Genomic DNA, 19192 nt, shown 5'->3' with positions numbered 1-19192 from the left:
ACCGTCCCGTGGGAGCGAGCCCAGCGGCATACGGCTGAGCTGTGCCGGGCCGGCCACGGCGCGACGGGCGCTACGGTCGGCCCATGGACTACGTCGTCGCGATCGACCAGGGCACCACGAGCACACGCGCGATGGTGTTCGACCGCGCGGGAAGCATCGTCGCGATGGACCAGCGCGAGCACCGTCAGATCTTCCCTCGCGCAGGGTGGGTCGAGCACGACGCCCTGGAGGTCTGGGAGAACACCCGGGCCGTCGTCGGGGGGGCCCTGGGCAAGGCGAACCTCGACGCCAAGCGCGTCGTCGCCGTCGGGATCACGAACCAGCGCGAGACGACCGTCGTCTGGGACCGCGCCACCGGCCAGCCCGTCCACAACGCGATCGTCTGGCAGGACACCCGGACCCAGGCCATCTGCGACGACCTCGCTGGTGACGTGGGGCCCGAGCGGTTCACGGAGCGGACCGGCCTGCCCCTGGCGACGTACTTCGCCGGGCCGAAGATCCGCTGGATCCTCGACCACGTCGACGGGGCCCGCGCGCGGGCGGAGTCCGGTGAGATCCTCGCCGGGACGATGGACAGCTGGGTGCTGTGGAACCTCACCGGTGGGCCCGACGGCGGCGTCCATGTCACTGACGTCACCAACGCCTCCCGCACCCTGCTCATGGACCTGCGCACGCTGGCGTGGGACGAGGACATCGCCGCCGAGATGGGCGTCCCGCTCCGGATGCTCCCCGAGATCCGGTCCTCCTCCGAGGTCTACGGCACCTGCCAGCCGGGCATCCTGCTCGACGTCCCCGTCGGCGGGATCCTCGGCGACCAGCAGGCAGCGACCTTCGGGCAGGCGTGCCTCGAGCCGGGCACCGCGAAGAACACCTACGGGACCGGCAACTTCATGCTCCTCAACACGGGCGAGGAGATCGTCCCGTCCCACCACGGACTGCTGACGACCGTGTGCTACCAGCTCGGGGACCAGCGACCCGTCTATGCCCTCGAGGGCTCCATCGCCGTGACCGGCTCGCTCGTCCAGTGGCTGCGCGACAACCTCGGCCTGATCCGGGACGCGGCCGAGGTGGAGACGCTCGCGGCGTCGGTGGAGGACAACGGCGGCGCCTACTTCGTCCCGGCGTTCTCCGGGCTCTTCGCGCCGCACTGGCGTCCGGACGCCCGAGGGGCACTCGTCGGCCTCACCCGCTACGTCACCAAGGGGCACCTGGCGCGAGCGGCGTTGGAGGCCACCGCGTTCCAGACCCGCGAGGTGCTCGACGCGATGAACGCGGACTCCGGCGTCCCGCTCACGGAGCTGCGGGTCGACGGCGGGATGGTCGTCAACGACACCCTCATGCAGTTCCAGGCCGACCTGCTCGGCGTCGACGTCGTCCGCCCGCGGGTGGCCGAGACGACGGCGCTGGGTGCGGCGTATGCCGCCGGGCTGGCTGTCGGGTACTGGTCGGGTCCCAGCGAGGTGACCGCCAACTGGGGCGAGGACCGGCGCTGGTCACCGTCGATGGACCCGGCCGAGCGCGAGCGCCTCTACCGCAACTGGAAGAAGGCGGTTCAGCGCACCCTCGACTGGGTCGACGACGACACCCCCTGACAATCGAAAGAGCAGTTCGCGACGATCGAAAGAGCAGTTCGCGACATCGACCTCCGTCGCGAACTGCTCTTTCGATCGGGTGTCGCGAACTGCTCTTTCGATCGGGTGTCGCGACCTGCTCTTTCGATCGGGTCAGTTGAGGGCGGCGATGGCCGCGTCGTAGTCCGGCTCCTGCGAGATGTCCGGGACGAGCTCGGTGTGGAGCACGGTGCCCTCTTCGTCGATGACAACGACGGAGCGGGCGAGCAGGCCGCGCATCGCACCCTCGGCGAGCGTGACCCCGTAGTCCTCGCCGAAGGTCGACCGGAAGCTCGACGCCGCGATGACGTTGTCGATCCCCTCGGCCCCACAGAAGCGCTTGAGCGCGAAGGGCAGGTCCTCGGACGCGCAGATGACCTTGGTGTTCTCGAGGGCGCCGGCGAGCTCGTTGAAGCGGCGCACGCTCTGGGCGCAGACGCCCGTGTCGATGCTCGGGAAGATGTTGAGGACGAGGCGTGTGCCGTGATTGAGGGGGACGTCGGTGAGGTCGGCGCCCGCGAGGACGAAGTCGGGTGCCACGTCGCCGACGGTGGGCAGGTCCCCGGTCGTCTCGACGGGGGTGCCGCGCAGTGCAGTGGTAGCCATGGGTTGTTTCTATCCCGGTTACTCGCCGGTTGCCATGTTGTCCCGGGTCCCGGACACGGGGGTGGGACAAACCGGGGCGTATGCCGCTGGGCGCGGCTCCGCACGGTGGTGCACTCAGTAGGTTGGTGGCCATGACAGGCACCCAAGGGGAGCGATCCCTCACTCCGGAGGACCGACGGCGGATCGTCGACATCGCGATGGAGCTGGCCCGCACCGGACAGACGGCGGACCTGCTCGACTTCCTCGACCACGGCGTGCCGGTGGACATCACGGACGCCGACGGCAACAGCTTCCTCATGCTCGCCGCCTACCACGGGCGGGCCGAGACGGTGCAGGCCCTCATCGCCCGTGGCGCCGATGTCGACCTGCGCAACTCGCGGGACCAGTCGCCGGTCGCTGGCGCGATCTTCAAGGGCGAGGAGTCCGTCGTGCGCTTCCTCGTCGGGGCCGGGGCGGACCTCGACGCGGGCACTCCCACCGCCCGGCAGGCCGCCGAGATGTTCGGGCGCACTCGTCTGCTCGAGGTGGAGGAGTGACCCAGCCCTCAGTCGGCGAGACCGGAGTCGGTCGCCGCTTCCTGATCAACATCATCGGCGCGGTCGGGCTGGTCTTCGGCTTCCTGCCGATGCTGCGCTACCTCCTCGAGCTCGACCTCTTCGACTTCACGGTCGCGCCCTACGAGTGGCTCGAGCTCGAGGGCGCCGCGCGACTCCTGCCGCCGGCCATCGTGCTCGTCACCTGCCTCGTCGTCGCCTACCTCCTGGAGCGGGGCAGCGCCGAGGCGTGAACCGTGCGGGATTCGCGCACCGCCGTGATGTGATTGCCCAATGTCGCCGTCATCCCGGGCTCGTGGGCCCCGGCTCCGTGCCGGTGTCGCCGCGCTCGGGCTCGTCCTCGGCGCAGCCCTCGGCGCCGCTGCGGCCCCGTCGGCGGGGGCGGCCCCGGCGGCCGCCGCTGCTGCTGCGGTCGAGAACCTCACTGTCCGGGTCGCGCCGGAGCCCGATGGCGCGGCCGTCACGCTCGACGCCGCGGTCCGTACCCCTGCCGGCGGTGGCCGGCACCCCGTCGTCCTGCTCGCCCACGGCTTCGGCGGGTCCAAGGACTCGGTGACCACCGAGGCGACCGAGCTGCAGGAGCGGGGCTACGTCGTCGTCACGTGGTCGGCCAGAGGGCACGGCACGTCGGGTGGCCGGATCCACCTCAACGCGCCGGAGTTCGAGATCGCGGACGCCAGGGCTCTGGTCGACCTCGTGGCCGAGCGCTCCGACGTCCTGCTCGACTCCGCGGGCGATCCCCGGCTCGGAGTGATGGGCGGTTCCTACGGAGGGGCACTCGGTCTCATGCTCGCGGGCGTCGATCCCCGGGTCGACGCCGTCGTCGCGGCGATCACGTGGAACGACCTCGCTGACGCCTTCTTCCCGCAGGCCGCCACGACGTCGACCGGCCCGACGCCGGCAGGTCGCGAGCCGGTCGACACCCCGGGCCCGTTCAAGCAGGTCTGGGCCTCGAACTTCTTCCTCGGCGCCAACGCCTCGTTCCGGTCGGTGGCCTCGTCCGACGGTGCCGTGCCCAACCCCACGTCGAGTGCGCAGGACATGCCGCCCTCCGCACCCTCGAGTGGGCAGCGACTGCCGACGACGTGCGGCCGTTTCGACGCCACGATCTGCGCCGGGTTCCTCGACGCCTCGGAGCGGGGCGAGCCGAGCGAGGCGCTCCTCCGGCTGCTTCGCGCGCACAGCCCGCAGCCCACCCTGGACCGGGTGACGGCACCGACCCTGCTCATCCAGGGCATCGCCGACTCCCTCTTCGGGCTCGAGCACGCGGACGCGACCGCCCGGGGGCTCGCCGCAGCCGGGACGCCCGTCGCCGTCCGCTGGAGCGACGGAGGACACGACGGGCCGAGCTCTCGGGAGGCGGAGGAGACCGAGGCGGCGCAGGCCTGGCTCGACCACTACGTCCGCGACGGTGCGTCGCCCGAGTCCGCCCTGCCCGTGGCCGGCTTCACCTTCCCCACGCCGGCGGGCCGGCGCAGCGAGCCCGCGGACCTGTGGACCCTTCCTCAGTACCCGGGCCTGGGCGGCAGCGCGGGGTCGGGCCCCGTGGAGACCGAACGGCTGCCGCTCGCCGCGACGACCGGCGCGCTGCTGCACCCGCCGGGCGGCCAGCCGGCGTCGATGGTCGTCGTGCCGGGCCTGGCCCGCCTCGGGATCACCGTGTCGACCTACCAGATCGCAGCCCTCCCCGGCCTGTCGACGGCCTTCGAGACCGAGCCGGCGCTGCGCACCGTCACCGTCGCCGGGTCGCCGACCCTCACCCTGACCCTCACCTCGGACCGGCCCACCGTCACGCTCTTCGCCTCGCTGTGGCGGATCTCGGGCGAGCAGGCGACGATGCCCGCCGCGCTCGTCGCCCCCGTCCGCGTCCCCGTCACGCCCGGCCGACCGACGACGGTGACGGTCTCCCTTCCGGCCGCGACCTACGAGATGCCGACCGGCAGCCGCTGGCGCGTGCTCCTCACGAGCACGGAGGCGACCTTCTCGAACGACCGGGAGCCGGCCCGCATCGCCGTGCAGGCCGGGGCCGACCTGACCGTGCCCGTCGTCAGGGCCACCCCCGTGGGCACGTCCATCGGCGGCACCGACACCGAGTCCGCTCTCGCCGCCAGCCTCCTCGCCGCCCTGCTCCTGCTGGCCGGTGGCGCGGCGCTCTGGCGGCGTCGGCAGCGGCGGCACGAGGAGCCGCGGCTCGATCTCGCCGACGTCCCGCTCGTCGTCACCGACCTCGTCAAGTCCTACGCCGACGGTCACCGGGCCGTCGACGGCGTGACCTGGCGCGCCGAGAAGGGCCAGGTCGTCGGGCTCCTCGGCCCCAACGGCGCCGGCAAGACGACGACGATGCGCATGGTCATGGGCCTCATCGCGCCTGACTCGGGCACGGTCCACGTCCTCGGCCAGCCGGTGTCCGCCGGCTCCGACGTCCTCGAACGCGTCGGCGCCCTCATCGAGGGGCCGGGCTTCCTGCCCCACCTGACCGGCCGCCAGAACCTCGAGGCCTACTGGTCCGCGACCGGCCGACCCCTGACCGAGGCGCACCTCGCCGAGGCACTGGAGGTCGCCGCGCTCGGCGGGGCCGTCGACCGACCGGTGCGCTCCTACAGCCACGGGATGAAGCAACGGCTCGGGATCGCCCAGGCCATGCTCGGTCTGCCCGAGCTGCTCGTCCTCGACGAGCCGACCAACGGGCTCGACCCGCCGCAGATCGCCGCGATGCGCCCGATCCTCCGGCGCTACGCCGAGACCGGGCGGACGGTCGTCGTCTCGAGCCACATGCTCGCCGAGGTGGAGATGACGTGCACCCACGTCGTCGTCATGCACGCCGGTCGGGTCGTGACCCAGGGCCCGGTCGCCGAGCTCATCGACAGCCAGGACACCACGATCCTCGACCTCGACCCACTCGCGGTCGAGGCCGACGACGACTCGGGCTCGCCCGAGATCCCGCGCCGGCTGGCCGCCCTGCGCGCGACCGCGGGCATCGAGGAGGTGCGGCGCGACACCGAGACCCGGGTCGTCGTCGTCGCCGAGCGGCCCCGTGTCGAGGTCGTCGGCGCAGCGGTCAAGGCCGGCCTGCCCGTGATCGGGGTGAGCAGCCGTCGGCACCTCGAGGAGGTCTTCCTCGGCGTGATCTCCAGCGCATCGGCCAACGGGTCCCGCCCCTCCGACGCCACCGACGCGTCCCTGATCGAGCGACTGAGGCAGGTGCGGGCCCGATGACCCAGCCCAGGACCACCGAGCAGACAGCGGAAGCGAGCCCAGCGGCATACGGCATCACGCGCGTGCGAGACCCGCTGTCCTGGCGCGCCGAGTGGGGTCGGCAGTGGGGACGGCGGCGCACCCTCGTCGCCTTCGGGCTGCTCCTCTCGCTGCCCCTCATCCTCGTCATCGCCTTCGCCTTCGGCGACGACGGCGAGAACCGTCGCGGAAGTGCGGCGTCCCGGATCTTCGACCTCGCGCAGAGCGGTGCGGCGAACTTCAGCCTCGTCGTCGTCTTCCTCGCCTCGGAGCTGCTCCTCATCCTCATCGCCGCGCTCTTCTGCGGCGACGCGGTGCCGAGCGAGGCGTCCTGGTCCTCGCTCCGCTACCTGCTCGTCGCACCGGTCCGCCGCGCCCGCCTGCTGACGAGCAAGGCCGTCATCGGCCTCGCGTCCACGGTCCTCGCCACCGCGCTGCTGCCCGCGTGGGCGTTGCTCGTCGGCGGGGTCGCCTACGGCTGGGACCCGCTGACCAACCCGCTCGGCGAGAACCTCACCTGGGCACAGTTCCTCCCTCGCCTCGCCCTCGCCTGCGCCTACATCTTCGTGACGCTGCTGCCGATCGCGGCGATCGCCTTCTGGCTCGGGGTGCGCTCGGACGCACCGCTCGCGGCCGTCGGTGGGGCCGTGCTCATCAACATCCTCGCCAACATCCTCGACCAGCTCGACGCCCTCGACCCCTATCGCAACGCCCTTCCGGGCCACTACAGCCGGGCGTGGCAGGATGCGCTCGCGATCGAGCCCCAGTGGACCGACATGATCCACGGGAGCCTGTGGTCGCTCGTGTGGGCGGTCGCCTTCACCATGCTCGCCTACCGCAGGTTCCGGCGGGTCGACATCCTCAGCTAGCGGCTCGGCGCGCGCTCCCACGGGGTCACGCTGGAGCACGACGAAAATCCGTCAAAAGACACCCCCGCGACACCCCTCAGAGCGGGCGCGCCGGGAGTAGCGTGACGGTCGGCGTGACCGCTGACCGGCGACCGCTCGGCCTCTCGTCATGCCGCTCCCATCCCGTCCCCGAGAGGTGAGGTAGATGAGCAACATCGCTCCAGATCAGACCGAGCTGCCACCCGCCGCGGTGGATCCTCAGGTCGCCGACGAGTACGACCGGCGCTGGACCCCGCAGAAGATCGTCACCTGGGCGGTGGTAGCCCTCGTCGGCGCCGTCGCCTGGTCGATGATCGCCTTCTTCCGCGGGGAGACGATCAACGCCATCTGGTTCGTCTTCGCCGCCGTGTCGACCTACCTCATCGCCTTCCGGTTCTACTCGAAGTACATCGAGCGCAACATCACCAAGCCGGACGACACCCGCGCGACTCCCGCCGAGTACAAGGACAACGGCAAGGACTTCATGCCGACCGACCGGCGGGTCCTCTACGGCCACCACTTCGCCGCCATCGCCGGCGCAGGTCCTCTGGTCGGGCCCGTCCTCGCCGCGCAGATGGGCTACCTGCCGGGCACGATCTGGATCATCGTCGGCGTCGTCCTCGCCGGAGCGGTCCAGGACTACCTCGTCATGTTCTTCTCGATGCGTCGCGGCGGACGTTCGCTCGGGCAGATGGCGCGTGAGGAGCTCGGCATCATCGGGGGCACGGCTGCCCTCATCGCGACCCTCACCATCATGATCATCATCACGGCGATCCTCGCGCTCGTCGTCGTCAACGCCCTCGGTGAGTCTCCTTGGGGCGTCTACTCCGTCGGCCTGACCCTGCCGATCGCGCTCTTCATGGGCGTCTACCTCCGGTTCATCCGGCCCGGCAAGGTCATGGAGGTCTCGGTCATCGGCTTCGCGCTCCTGATGTTCGCGATCATCTCCGGCCGCTGGGTCGCCGAGTCCGCTTGGGGTGCAGAGTTCTTCCACCTCGACCGCACGACGATCGCCTGGCTCATCATCATCTACGGCTTCATCGCAGCCGTCCTGCCGGTGTGGCTCCTGCTCGCCCCGCGCGACTACCTGTCGACCTTCATGAAGATCGGCGTCATCTTCCTCCTCGCCATCGCCATCATCGTCGTCCGTCCGACCGTCAACTTCCCGGCCGTGTCGGAGTTCGCGAGCCGCGACAACGGGCCCGTCGTCCCGGGGTCGTTGTTCCCCTTCCTCTTCGTGACGATCGCCTGCGGAGCGTTGTCCGGCTTCCACGCGCTCATCTCGTCGGGCACGACCCCGAAGCTCGTCGAGAAGGAGCGCCAGACCCGCTTCCTCGGCTACGGCGGCATGCTCATGGAGTCGTTCGTGGCCATCATGGCCCTCGTCGCCGCGATCACCATCGACCGCGGGATCTACTTCGCGATGAACTCGTCCGCCGCCGCGACCGGCGGTACCGTCGAGGGAGCCGTGGCCTTCGTCAACTCGCTCGGCCTGTCCGGCGTCAACCTCACCCCCGACATGCTGTCCGAGCTGGCCCGCAACGTCGGCGAGCAGTCGGTCGTGTCGCGCACCGGTGGTGCGCCGACGCTCGCCGTCGGCATCGCCACCGTCCTGCACCAGTGGTTCGGCGGCACCGCCCTGATGGGCTTCTGGTACCACTTCGCGATCATGTTCGAGGCGCTGTTCATCCTCACCGCCGTCGACGCCGGCACCCGAGTCGCGCGCTTCATGCTGCAGGACACCATCGGCAACGTCATCCCGAGGTTCAAGGACACCTCGTGGACCGTGGGAGCGTGGATCTGCACCGCCATCATGGTCGGTGGCTGGGGCTACATCCTCGTGCTCGGCGTCACCGACCCGCTCGGTGGCATCAACACGTTCTTCCCGCTCTTCGGCATCGCCAACCAGCTCCTCGCCGTCATCGCCCTGTCCGTGGTCATGGCGATCGTCGCGCGCCGGCGCAACTTCAAGCACATCTGGGTCGTCATCGTGCCGCTCAGCTTCGCCGGGGTCATCACCGTCACGGCCTCGATGTACAAGATCTTCTCGCCGGTCCCGGCGGTCGGCTACTGGGCCCAGAACAACGCCTTCCGCACCGCTCTCGATGAGGGCAAGACGAGTCTCGGCACGGCCAAGACGGTCGAGGCGATGCAGGCGGTGGTCCGCAACACGACGGTCCAGGGCACCCTGTCCGTCGTCTTCGTCGTGCTCACCCTCATCGTCCTCGTCGCCTCGATCGTCGCGACGATCCGGGCCGCGCAGGGACACGTCGGTGTCAACAGCGAGGACCCGCGCGTCGAGTCGCGGATCTTCGCACCGGCCGGCCTCTTCCCGACACCCCCGGAGCGTGAGCTCGAGGAGGAGTGGGCGAAGGTTCCGGTGGGCCGTCCGGCCAGAAGGCACCACTGACCATGGGCATCCCGTCCAACGAGCGGCTGCCGGGACTCTCGAGGCTCTTCTCGGGAGGCCTGGCCGGCGCCCGTGGCCTCGTCGGCTACCTCAGTTCGGTCATGGGCGCCGACGCCTACGACCGCTACTGTGCCCACCTCGCGGCCAACCACCCGGACCGGGAGCCCCCGACGGAGAAGGAGTTCTGGCGGGAGCACATGGACTGGATGGAGAAGAACCCCCAGGGCCGCTGCTGCTGACCCGGCCTGAGCTGGAGGGAGCTTGCAGGGCAAGCGAGCCCAGCGGCATACGGAATGACGACGGAGGCCCCACCACCCGCAGGTGGTGGGGCCTCCGTCTACCGCGGGAGCCTCAGAGGACGTCGGCGAAGTCGTCGTCCCGGTCGATGGGGGCGCCGTCGACGGGGGCGTTCGCGTTGGCTGCGCCCTTGGCGACGTCGTCCGCCTCGGCCGCAGCGGCGTTGAGGGCGTCGATGGCTGCACGCACGCCGGCACCGTAGGCGGCGTCGGCCTTGGTGCAGTTGGCGATGTGCCGCTCGATGGTCTCCCTCGACGCGCCCGCGATGGCGCGCGTGGTGTTCTCGAAGAGAGCCTGCTGCTGCTCCGGAGTCATCTTCTCGCGGAAGAGGATTCCGGGCTGCGTGAAGTAGTCCTGGTCATCTTCGCGGTGGTTGAACCGGTCGGCGTAGGGGTCGATCTTCCACGCCGGCTCCTTGTACTGCGGCTGGCTGGAGTAGCGGCCGTAGGAGTTCGGCGTGATGGCCGGCGTCGCCCCCGCGTCGATGCGCATCGCGCCGTCCCGGTGCGGGCTGTTCGTGACCGCGGCCGCCTTGGGGGCGTTGACCGGGATCTGGTGGTGGTTGACCCCGAGGCGGTAGCGCTGCGCGTCACCGTAGGAGAAGAGGCGGCCCTGGAGCATCCGGTCGGGCGAGAAGCTGATGCCCGGCACGACGTTGGCGGGGGAGAAGGCGGCCTGCTCGACCTCGGCGTGGTAGTTCTCCGGGTTGCGGTTGAGCTCCCACTCGCCGACCTCGATGAGCGGGTAGTCGCCCTTCGGCCAGACCTTTGTCAGGTCGAACGGGTGGTAGGGCACCTTGAGGGCGTCGGCCTCGGGCATGACCTGAACGAAGAGCTTCCACTTCGGGAAGTCGCCGGCCTCGATCGCGTCGAACAGGTCCCGCTGGTGGGACTCGCGGTCCTTGCCGATCAGGGCCTCCGCCTCGGCGTCGGTGAGGTTCTTGATGCCCTGCTGGGTGCGGTGGTGGAACTTGACCCAGAAGCGCTCGCCCTCGGCGTTGTAGAACGAGTAGGTGTGCGAGCCGAAGCCGTGCATGTGGCGGTAGCTGGCCGGGATGCCGCGGTCGGACATGACGATGGTGACCTGGTGCAGGGCCTCGGGGAGGTTGGTCCAGAAGTCCCAGTTGTTCTCGGCGTTGCGCAGGTTGGTCTTCGGGTCGCGCTTGACCGCGTGGTTGAGGTCGGGGAACTGCAGCGGGTCGCGGAAGAAGAAGACCGGGGTGTTGTTGCCGACGATGTCCCAGTTGCCCTCCTCGGTGTAGAACTTCACCGCGAAGCCGCGGATGTCACGCTCGGCGTCGGCCGCGCCGCGCTCACCGGCGACGGTGGAGAAGCGGACGAACATCTCGGTCTGCTTGCCGACCTCGGCGAAGATCTTCGCGCAGGAGTACTTCGTGATGTCGTTCGTCACGGTGAACGTGCCGTAGGCGCCCGAGCCCTTGGCGTGCATCCGGCGCTCCGGGATGACCTCCCGGTCGAAGTGGGCGAGCTTCTCGAGGAACCAGACGTCCTGCAGCAGCATGGGGCCGCGCGGGCCGGCGGTGACGCTGTTCTCACCGTCCCAGACGGGTGCGCCGGCGACGGTGGTCAGCGGCTCGGTGTTGCCCGGGTCCTGCCGGGGGCCTTCGACAGACATGTGTCTCCTCGTGTTGTGTGTTGCGTTGCGTTGTGGACAGGTGGTCGTATGCCGCTGGGCTCAGTCAGCGGGAGCCGTTGCGGGAGCAGGGCGGCCGGCTCTGCAGGCGGGGCATGTGCCCCAGTAGATGACCTCGGCCTCGTCGATGTCGTAGCCGTGGTCGTCGGAGGCGTGCAGGCAGGGGCGGATGCCGGTGGCGCAGTCGACGTCGGCGATGGCTCCGCAGCTGCGGCAGACGAGGTGGTGGTGGTTGTCGCCGACGCGCAGCTCGTACCTGGCGGGGGAGCCGGCCGGTTCGATCCGGCGGACGAGGCCCGCCTCGGTCAGGGCGCCGAGGATGTCGTAGATGGCCTGCGTGGAGACCTTGCCGAGGCCGGCGCGGGCGGCGCGCGCGATGGTGTCGGCGTCCGCATGGGGGTGCTGCTCGAGGAAGTCGAGCACCGAGAGCCGCGGCCTGGTGACCCGGAGCCGCGCCTCGCGCAGCATCGTCATCGGGTCGCTGGTCGTCACGGTCCTGACTCAACCACCTGATCTGGAATCAGTCAAGAAAACAGCGGCCCCGTCTCGGCCGGTGCGATGGGCTCGGCTCCCGACCCCTCGAGTGTGCAGTTCGGGCCGGGACGGGAAGTGCGCACTCGTGGCCGGACTGCCGGTTCGCCTCAGCAGTGCGTGCTGCAGGGTGCACCTCTGGGGCAACGGTGGTCCCGGAGCACGAGTGTGCCCTTCTCGCCGGGAACGATCCCCGCGCCTGACCCCGGATGAGAGCGGTGGCGAGCCCAGCGGCATACGGCCTAAACCCCGCAACACACCCGCTTACCTCCTGCTGACCCCGCCTGCAGCCGGCACCTCCAGGACGTAAGCGGGTGTGTTGCGTCAGAGGGTGGCGAGGCGGCGCAGCGCCATTTCGGCGAGATACGCTGCGGCGTCGGGGAGGACCGAGTCGTCGAACGAGGCCCGAGGCGAGTGGTTGTCGTCCGCGAGCTCGGGGTCGCCAGTCGCGCAGGCGCTGAGGTTGAGGTAGGCGCCGGGGACGTGCTCGAAGACGATCGCCATGTCCTCGGAGCCGAGCTCCGGGTTGGCCATCTCGACCCACCGCTCGGGTCCGAACAGGTCGACCACGGTGTCCCGGGCGAGCTCGAACTCCGCCTCGTCGTTGACGGTGACGGGGTAGGCGCCGGAGGCCCAGGTGATCTCGACCTCGAGGCCGTGGGCGTGGGCGATGCCGCGGCAGGCGCGCTCGATGTCGGCGATCGCCTGGGTGCGGGCGGCCGCCGAGAGCGTGCGCACGGTCCCCTCGAACACCGCGTCGTCGGGGATGATGTTGTCCTTCGTCCCGGCGGCGAACCGGCCGACGGTCACGACGACCGGGTCGAAGACGTCGAACCCTCGGGTGACGCGGGTCTGCAGCGCCAGGACCATCTCGCAGGCCGCCGGGATCGGGTCGCTGGCCCGGTGCGGTTGAGAGCCGTGGCCACCCTGGCCGACGACGCGGACCGTCATCTCGTCGGCGGCGGCCATCTGAGCGCCGGGCCGCCCGAACCAGGTCCCGAGCGGGTGCTCCGCGGAGAAGACGTGCAGCGTGTAGGCCGCACTGACCGGGGTGCCGCTCGCCTCGAGCAGTCCCTCCTCGATCATCGGTGCCGCGCCGCCGGGGCCCTCCTCGCCGGGCTGGAACATCAGCACGACGTCGCCAGCGAGCTCGGCCCGTCGCTCGACCAGGATGCTGGCGGCGCCGACGAGCGCCGCGACATGGAGGTCGTGGCCGCACGCGTGCATCGCACCGTTGGTCGACCGGAAGTCCACCTCGACCTCCTCCGTCACGGGCAGCGCATCCATGTCGGCTCGCAGCAGCACCGCTGGCCTTGGCGCCCCGTCCGGGACGGCCCCTCCACGGAGCACGGCGACCACGGACGAGAGCGCCTGCCCTGTGGTGATCTCCAGGCCCAGCCCCTCGAGAGACTCGAGCACGACTGCCTGAGTCCGTGGCAGCTCCAGCCCGATCTCGGGAACCTGGTGCAGCCGCCGCCGCAGAGCCACGAGGTCAGGGGTGAGGGACCGCGCGATCTCCAGGCTGCGGGTGCTCATGGCAGTCACCCTAGTGAGAGGTGGATTCCGGGGTTGGTGTGGAGGATTGCCAGTCGCATGGTGCCGGCCGGTAGCTGCTGCACGGGCACGTCCGGAGTGAACGGAGTCTCCCCGGCGCCGCCCGTCAGAGTGTCCACTGGGTGAACGCCAATCTGCTTGGATAGCAAGCCAGTTCCCAAGTTGCTGGGCCTGCCACGGGTTGCTAGGTTCCTTTGCGGTCGGGGGACAACCGGTCTCCCGTCTCGATCTCCTGCGGCGTCGTGTGCGCGGTGAGCTCCGGAACCCTGTGCGCGGCGTGCGTGGCTGCCGCAGGCAGCGTGACCGCGACCACGATCTTCTACTGTGCGAGAACGTCATGACGGAGCAGGCAGCGGGCGGTCGGCGGCGCTGGGCCTGGATCTTCCTGCTCGAGCCACCTCTCGTCCTTCTCGGCACGTACAGCGGCTCGAGCTTGGCCCCACTGGGCTGGATCGGCGCCGCGCTGGTGCTCGCCACGATGCTGGTGGTCGCGTCGAGGTCCGCCAGGCACTAGGCGTGGCGCGGGGCGCCTCCTCCGTGCAGGAGGCGCCCCGTGGCCGTGTCCGCTCTCGCGCGGGCTACCCGCTCACCTCGATGAAGCCGCGGGCGCCGCGCTCGGCGTCGACCATGATGTGGCTGACCAGCGGATAGCGGCCCGGCTCCGGGAAGCTCAGCTCGACGAAACCGCCTTGCGCCGCAGCGAGATCGAGCGCCTGCGAGCCGCCGGTCCTCGTGCCCGGCGGGTCGAGTGCGCCGCGGCCGTCCTTGAGCAGGTAGGTCCCTTCCTTGTAGACGGTGTCGAACTGGCCGCCGACGACGTGGAAGGACGTGGGCCGGTTGGGGCCGATGTCGAGCACCCAGATCCGGACGCGCTCGCCGACGCGCGCCTCGAGCGGGTGGTCGACGTACTGGTTGGCGTGGCCGTTGAAGACGACGGCGTCTGGCTGCTCGGCTGCGACCTTGTCGGCGTCGACCGGGCCACCCGGGGCGCCGAGGTAGATCTCCGACTGGGCCAGGACGTAGGTCCGGTCCACCGCGGGGAGCCCGTCGGGCTCGATGACGACGGCGCCGGCCATCCCGGCGGCGATGTGGGACGACATCGGCATCGTGCTGCAGTGGTACATCCAGATCCCCGAGCGCTTCGCCGTGAAGCGGTAGACGAGGCTCTCGCCCGGCTGGATCGTCCGCATCGGGCCCTGTGGGGCGAGCTCGCTGGCGTGGAAGTCGATGGAGTGACCCATTGACCCCTGGTTGACGAGGGTCACCTCGAAGGTGTCGCCCACTCGCCCGTGAAGCGTGGGAGCGATCGAGGAGCCGTTGTAGGTCCACCGCGTCTGCGTGACGCCGGGCGCTACCTCGAGCGCGACCTCGCGGACGGTGAGGGTGATCCGGCGCACCCTCTCGTCGGTCAGGGGTGGCAGAAGGGGGTCGTATGCCGCTGAGCCGGCTCCCCACTTGGCCATGAAGTCGATCTCGGGGCTGGGTCCCGAGCCTGCTGGGGTGCCGTGGCCGGTCGCTTCGTGGGTTGCGCCGGTGTGGCCGGCCGCCGGGTCGTCGGAGCTGGTCGAGCCGGAGGCGGGGGAGCCGATCGCGTTGACCGTGAAGAGCATGCCCATCTGGCGGTGTCCGACGACGGAGCACCAGCCCTCGATGGACGATCGGACGACCTCGACCTCGAGGCGTCCGCTGCCGCCCGGGGTGATCCGACCGGAGCGCTCGCCGGAGGCGAGGACGAGGTCGTGGACGTCACCGGCGTCGGTGTTCTGCACCTCGATGACCAGACGGTTGCCGAGCGGGACGTCCACCGTGTCAGGGGTGAACCTCATGTCCTGCATCGTGACCTTGACCGTCGTCGTCTGGCCGGTCGGGGTGACCGCGGCTGCGGCGGGTGTGGCGCCGCTGGCGACGGTGAGGCCGGCTGCTGACGGGTCGAGGCCGACGCCGAGGGTGGCCCCGACGGCGATGATGGCGACACCGGCGACCAGCTGGGGTCGGGACCAGGTCTGGGACTGCGACTCTGCGGTCCGGGCCGCGACCTGCTCCTTGGACAGTCTCGTGTCGCCAGGGGCCGCGGTCGGGTCGGCGGCGGCCTCCTTGGCCCGTTTGGCCGCGACGGACGCGCGGATCCCCCGGAAGACCAGCGGGATGGACGTGGCCAGGGCCGCGAGGGTGAGCACGGAGAGGACGACGCGCACCAGGCTCGGGACGGGCAGCAGGCACAGGGCGAGCCCGAGGTTGGCGACCGCGACGCGCGCGGTCCCCCACCGCTCGAGCTCGACCATCCCGGCGCGGACCACGGAGGGCCCGCCGCCGATGACGACGGGCAGCAGGTAGGAGAGGGCGCCGAGGAGGACCTGGAGGGCGAAGCCGACGACGAAGATCGTCGTGAGCGCACCGTAGTTGTCGGCGATCGCCTCCCAGGAACCGCGCGCCCCGAGCGACCACGCCATGAGCAGCAGGCCCACGGGCAGCCAGAGCAGCCCGGCGCCGACCGACAGCGTCGGGAAGGCGTAGGGCGGGCGCTGCCGCGCGGCGGTGAGGATGGGCCGGTAGACCCAGAGCGTGCCGGCGAGGTAGAGACCGATGCCGATGGCCCCGACGAGGGGCTGGTCGAGGAAGGGGGAGGTGACGACGAGGGCGACGCCGGCCGCGAGGACCGGCAGGGCGCGCTGGGACGCGCTCTCGGCGGAGGCGGCCATCCGGGTGCGCAGCATCGTCGGCCACAGGGTGACGAGGGTGCCGAGAATCGTCAGGCCGACCCACCCGAGCAGGTTGACCATGGTGTGCGCGACCAGGAGCTGGGCGTGGCGGCTGTCGGATGCGCCCGCCGCGTGGTCGTGGCCCGCCGCGAGGAGGATGCCGAACGTCGCCCCGACCGGGAGGAGGAGCGCGGCGAGGATGTAGTAGCGGACGGTGACCCGAAAGCGCCCGGGGAGCGCGGCCTTGAGGCGCCGGACGAGCATGACCGCGTGCCAGAGGACGGCGCCCGAGATGAGGGTTCCGCCGATCATCGTCAGGACCGGGACGCTGGTGGGGACGCCGACGAGGACGAGGGCGACGCCGGCCTGGAAGACGCTGAGGCGGATCGTCTGGAGCCGGCGCTCCTCGAACCCGGCCCGTGTCTTGAGCAGGGCCTCGGAGAAGTGGACGCTCCACACCATCGCTGCATGGGTGACCGCGCCGAGGACGACGAGGTGGACCATGAGCCACCGTGAGTAGCCGAAGAAGGGGTGGACGAGGCTGACGAGCAGGGCTGCCATCAGCCAGATGACGACGGGACGGTCGCGCATGAACCACGTGCCGCGGGTGCTCATGAGGGGCTCCGGGTGCCGGTAGGGATGGAGGTGAGGGGCTGGGGCTGGGTCTCGGGCTGGGTCTTGTCTTGGGCCTGGTCAAGGGTGGCTCGGGTGCTGCTCCTGCTCGGCGTGCGGGCGGCGCCGGCGCGGCGGCTGGTCCGCTTCACGGGGCCGGCGATGCTCGAGGCGGCGGCGACGCCGAAGAAGAGGAGCAGGGCGACGATGTTGATGATCGAGCCGACCTGCCAGACGGTCCGCAGACCCGCGAAGTCGCCGGCGATGATGCGCGCCGCGAGCCCGAGATGCATGAGCACCAAGGGAGCCCACATGAGCGGCCGATAGGGCAGGGGGCGCTTGAGGACGGCCGGCAGGATGATCGGCGCGTGCGCCATGACCATGGACACGGCGAAGCCCAGCATGACCGCGTGGACGACGGCGTCGTAGCCGAAGCCCTCGGTCTGCGCACCCGTGCCCAGCCAGGTGATGGCTGCGAGCAGCAGCCACGCATAGCCGCCGAGGAGGGCGGCGGCGCTGAACCGCGGCAGACCGGTGGCCCGCACGGTCCGGCGGGCGACGTCGTGCCGCACCAGCCAGAGGACGAGTGAGGTGAGGACGAGGCCGGAGGCGCGGGCCCCGGCGTCGACATGGACCAGCGTGAGGACGAGGGTGGTGGTGAGGGCAGCCGCGTGCAGGACGAGGGTCCGCCCTCCCGACGCGGGCATGGTCAGTCGCGCGAGCTCGACCCGTTCGGCGCAGATCGTCAGGACGAGGAAACCGACGAGCCACGGCATGAGCCACGGCACCTCGAGGCGCAGCCACAGCACCGCAGCGATGGTCAGGTGGACGGCGCCGAGGAGCTCGACGAGGACGACGTCGTCGTGGTTGCGACGCCAGAGTGCGCCGTAGACCGCCACGAGGGCGATGCAGCCGTCGACGAGAAGCAGCTGCCCGAGGGCCAGCGGTGCGGGGGTGAGCAGGGAGATCGCGCCCAGGCCGAGCAGTCCGGGAGCCACGAAGCCCAGCGGCTGGCGGAGCGCGACGGCACGCTCCATCGCGATGAGCGTGCCGAGGAACCCGGCGACCATGAGCATGCCGTGCAGGTCGCCGAGCCGCCCTGTCTGGACAGGAGCGCTGACCCCGATGAGCAGGAGCGCCGCGTTGAGACCGGCCAGCACGGCGATCCCGGCCGGGACGAGGAAGACGGCCCGGCGGAGCGTCTCGCCCGACCTGTGATTTTGCACGGAACCCACTGTAGATAATCAGCGGGGCGGCCACCAAGCCGGGGTCCGGTGTCCTCCGCCACACGCACGGGCTGGCTGCCGACGGCTCGTCCCTCAGCGGACGAGGACCTCCGCGATCTCCTCGGCGATCCGGCCGGGGACCTCGAGCGGGAGGCCATGGGCGATGCCCTCGAGCTCGACCTCCTTGACGAGACCCTCCTGTCCCGGTTGTGCGGCGTAGCCGGCGAGCACCGCACGGGTCTGCTGCTTCATCGGCTGGGACGGCAGGACCGCTGCGCCGGGCCAGCCGGGGACCGCGCCGAGCTCGCCGAGGGTGCCGAAGTCGAACATCGACCGGTCCGCGCAGACAGCGTCGTCGCTGCCGTGGATCCAGGTGATGGGGATGCCGGCTGTGCTCCGTGCGATGGCCGAGGTGTCGTAGTGGTTGGGTGACATCGTGTTGAGCACGCCCCGGTCGCCGGGGGCGAGCATCGGCCAGTTCTCCGATGGGCGGCTGTCGCCGGGGTAGAAGTCGTCGCCCACGCGCGTCGTCAGGGCCTCGGAGAGGAGGAACTCCTCGTCAACGTTGGGCGCGTTGGCCCCAGCGCCGAAGAAGGATCGAAGCACGATCCGCGGGCTCGAGCCGGGGTCGTCCTCGCTGCGGTCCTTCTCGCGCAGCCGACGCACGAACTCAGGCGCAGCGCCGCCCCCGCCACTGCCGGCCGCGTCGTCGAAGGCCCGAGTGCCGGCGGCATCGACCGTCCCACCGAAGCCGTACGGCGACACCGGCGCCACGAGGACCAGGGCGCCGAGGTCGTCCGGGTGCTCGAGAAACAGCTGCTGGAGAACGCCGCCGCCCATCGACCAGCCGGCGGCGGTCACCCGACGCGTGCCGGCCAGTCCGAGCGTCTCGAGGAGAGCGTGGACGTCGTCAGACATGTCGCCGAGGCCGCGCGTGGCGTCGATAGGGGCTGCGTCGGTGCGGCCGAAGCCGCGCATGTCCGGTGCGATGACGCGCACGTCACTCGGCAGCTCGGCTGCGACGTACGTCCAGAAGCCGCCCGTCGTGAGGTTGCCGTGGACGAGCAGCACGGGCGCGCCGTCCGCCGGCCCGCTGGTCCAGACGTTCATCCGAAGCCGCGGCGTCTCGACGACAGAGCAGGTGAAGTCCGATGCTGCACCACCCGGCGTCGGTGCGGGGGTCGTTCCTGAAGTCGACACAGCAGTCCCTTCGGCAGTGGGTCGGTGGACGCACTGTGTCTACCAGCCGGCGGCCAGCGACGGCAGTGTGTGTGGATCCCACAGGTGCGGTGCTCCGATGTGGCGGTGGTGAGAGCTCA

Annotated in this window: 15 protein-coding genes; 8 read left to right on the top strand and 7 right to left on the bottom strand. The window is 70.8% G+C overall.

Annotation, left to right across the window (positions count from 1 at the left end):
• Positions 1 to 83: 83 nt before the first annotated feature.
• Positions 84 to 1592 carry a glycerol kinase GlpK gene (gene glpK / locus ABWV20_RS05970; protein WP_353353912.1) on the top strand — a complete coding sequence of 503 codons (1509 nt, stop codon included), beginning with the start codon at positions 84 to 86 and terminating at the stop codon, positions 1590 to 1592.
• 132 nt (positions 1593 to 1724) lie between these two features.
• On the opposite strand, the gene tpx is transcribed toward glpK, so the two are convergent.
• Complete coding sequence (gene tpx / locus ABWV20_RS05965; protein ID WP_353353911.1) at positions 1725 to 2216, bottom strand: thiol peroxidase; 492 nt, start codon at positions 2214 to 2216, stop codon at positions 1725 to 1727.
• Positions 2217 to 2347: 131 nt separating this feature from the next.
• Between tpx and ABWV20_RS05960 the strand changes: the two genes are divergently transcribed.
• From ABWV20_RS05960 to ABWV20_RS05935, 6 genes are all read left to right on the top strand, one after another.
• Complete coding sequence (locus tag ABWV20_RS05960) at positions 2348 to 2752, top strand: ankyrin repeat domain-containing protein (protein ID WP_353353910.1); 405 nt, start codon at positions 2348 to 2350, stop codon at positions 2750 to 2752.
• A complete protein-coding gene (locus ABWV20_RS05955; protein WP_353353909.1) occupies positions 2749 to 3003 on the top strand; it encodes a hypothetical protein in 255 nt (84 codons plus the stop codon). Before ABWV20_RS05960 ends, ABWV20_RS05955 begins: the two co-directional genes overlap by 4 nt.
• A gap of 40 nt (positions 3004 to 3043) precedes the next feature.
• Complete coding sequence (locus ABWV20_RS05950; RefSeq protein WP_353353908.1) at positions 3044 to 5986, top strand: alpha/beta fold hydrolase; 2943 nt, start codon at positions 3044 to 3046, stop codon at positions 5984 to 5986.
• Positions 5983 to 6873, top strand: a complete 891-nt coding sequence (locus tag ABWV20_RS05945; protein WP_353353907.1) for a DUF2705 family protein — start codon at positions 5983 to 5985, stop codon at positions 6871 to 6873. Before ABWV20_RS05950 ends, ABWV20_RS05945 begins: the two co-directional genes overlap by 4 nt.
• A 184-nt stretch (positions 6874 to 7057) precedes the next feature.
• Positions 7058 to 9301: a carbon starvation CstA family protein gene (locus ABWV20_RS05940; RefSeq protein ID WP_353353906.1), complete on the top strand. Its 2244-nt coding sequence runs from the start codon at positions 7058 to 7060 to the stop codon at positions 9299 to 9301.
• Between the two features lie 2 nt (positions 9302 to 9303).
• Positions 9304 to 9540, top strand: coding sequence for a YbdD/YjiX family protein (locus tag ABWV20_RS05935; RefSeq protein WP_353353905.1), 237 nt, complete (start codon positions 9304 to 9306; stop codon positions 9538 to 9540).
• A gap of 112 nt (positions 9541 to 9652) precedes the next feature.
• On the opposite strand, the gene ABWV20_RS05930 is transcribed toward ABWV20_RS05935, so the two are convergent.
• From ABWV20_RS05930 to ABWV20_RS05920, 3 genes are all read right to left on the bottom strand, one after another.
• Positions 9653 to 11233, bottom strand: a complete 1581-nt coding sequence (locus ABWV20_RS05930; protein ID WP_353353904.1) for a catalase — start codon at positions 11231 to 11233, stop codon at positions 9653 to 9655.
• 60 nt (positions 11234 to 11293) lie between these two features.
• Positions 11294 to 11725 (bottom strand): Fur family transcriptional regulator, encoded by a 432-nt coding sequence (locus tag ABWV20_RS05925; protein ID WP_353354194.1) that lies wholly within the window; start codon positions 11723 to 11725, stop codon positions 11294 to 11296.
• A gap of 381 nt (positions 11726 to 12106) precedes the next feature.
• Positions 12107 to 13318: a M20 metallopeptidase family protein gene (locus ABWV20_RS05920; protein ID WP_353353903.1), complete on the bottom strand. Its 1212-nt coding sequence runs from the start codon at positions 13316 to 13318 to the stop codon at positions 12107 to 12109.
• Positions 13319 to 13673: 355 nt separating this feature from the next.
• Here ABWV20_RS05920 and ABWV20_RS05915 point away from each other — a divergent pair, with 355 nt between their 5' ends.
• Entirely contained in the window at positions 13674 to 13850 is a 177-nt protein-coding gene (locus ABWV20_RS05915; protein WP_353353902.1) for a hypothetical protein, read from the top strand.
• 64 nt (positions 13851 to 13914) lie between these two features.
• On the opposite strand, the gene ABWV20_RS05910 is transcribed toward ABWV20_RS05915, so the two are convergent.
• The 3 genes from ABWV20_RS05910 to ABWV20_RS05900 all read right to left on the bottom strand — a co-directional run bounded on the left by ABWV20_RS05910 (position 13915) and on the right by ABWV20_RS05900 (position 19073).
• Positions 13915 to 16650, bottom strand: coding sequence for a multicopper oxidase domain-containing protein (locus ABWV20_RS05910; protein WP_353353901.1), 2736 nt, complete (start codon positions 16648 to 16650; stop codon positions 13915 to 13917).
• Positions 16647 to 17873 (bottom strand): DUF8744 domain-containing protein, encoded by a 1227-nt coding sequence (locus ABWV20_RS05905; protein ID WP_353353900.1) that lies wholly within the window; start codon positions 17871 to 17873, stop codon positions 16647 to 16649. The genes ABWV20_RS05910 and ABWV20_RS05905 overlap by 4 nt, the downstream gene beginning before the upstream one ends.
• Before the next feature lie 93 nt (positions 17874 to 17966).
• Positions 17967 to 19073: an alpha/beta hydrolase gene (locus ABWV20_RS05900; RefSeq protein WP_353353899.1), complete on the bottom strand. Its 1107-nt coding sequence runs from the start codon at positions 19071 to 19073 to the stop codon at positions 17967 to 17969.
• Positions 19074 to 19192: the final 119 nt, after the last annotated feature.

This window comes from Intrasporangium sp. DVR, assembly GCF_040365325.1.
Lineage (GTDB): Bacteria > Actinomycetota > Actinomycetes > Actinomycetales > Dermatophilaceae > Intrasporangium.
Note: the sequence above shows the minus strand (reverse complement) of the source record. Positions and strands in the feature narration are given on the sequence as shown.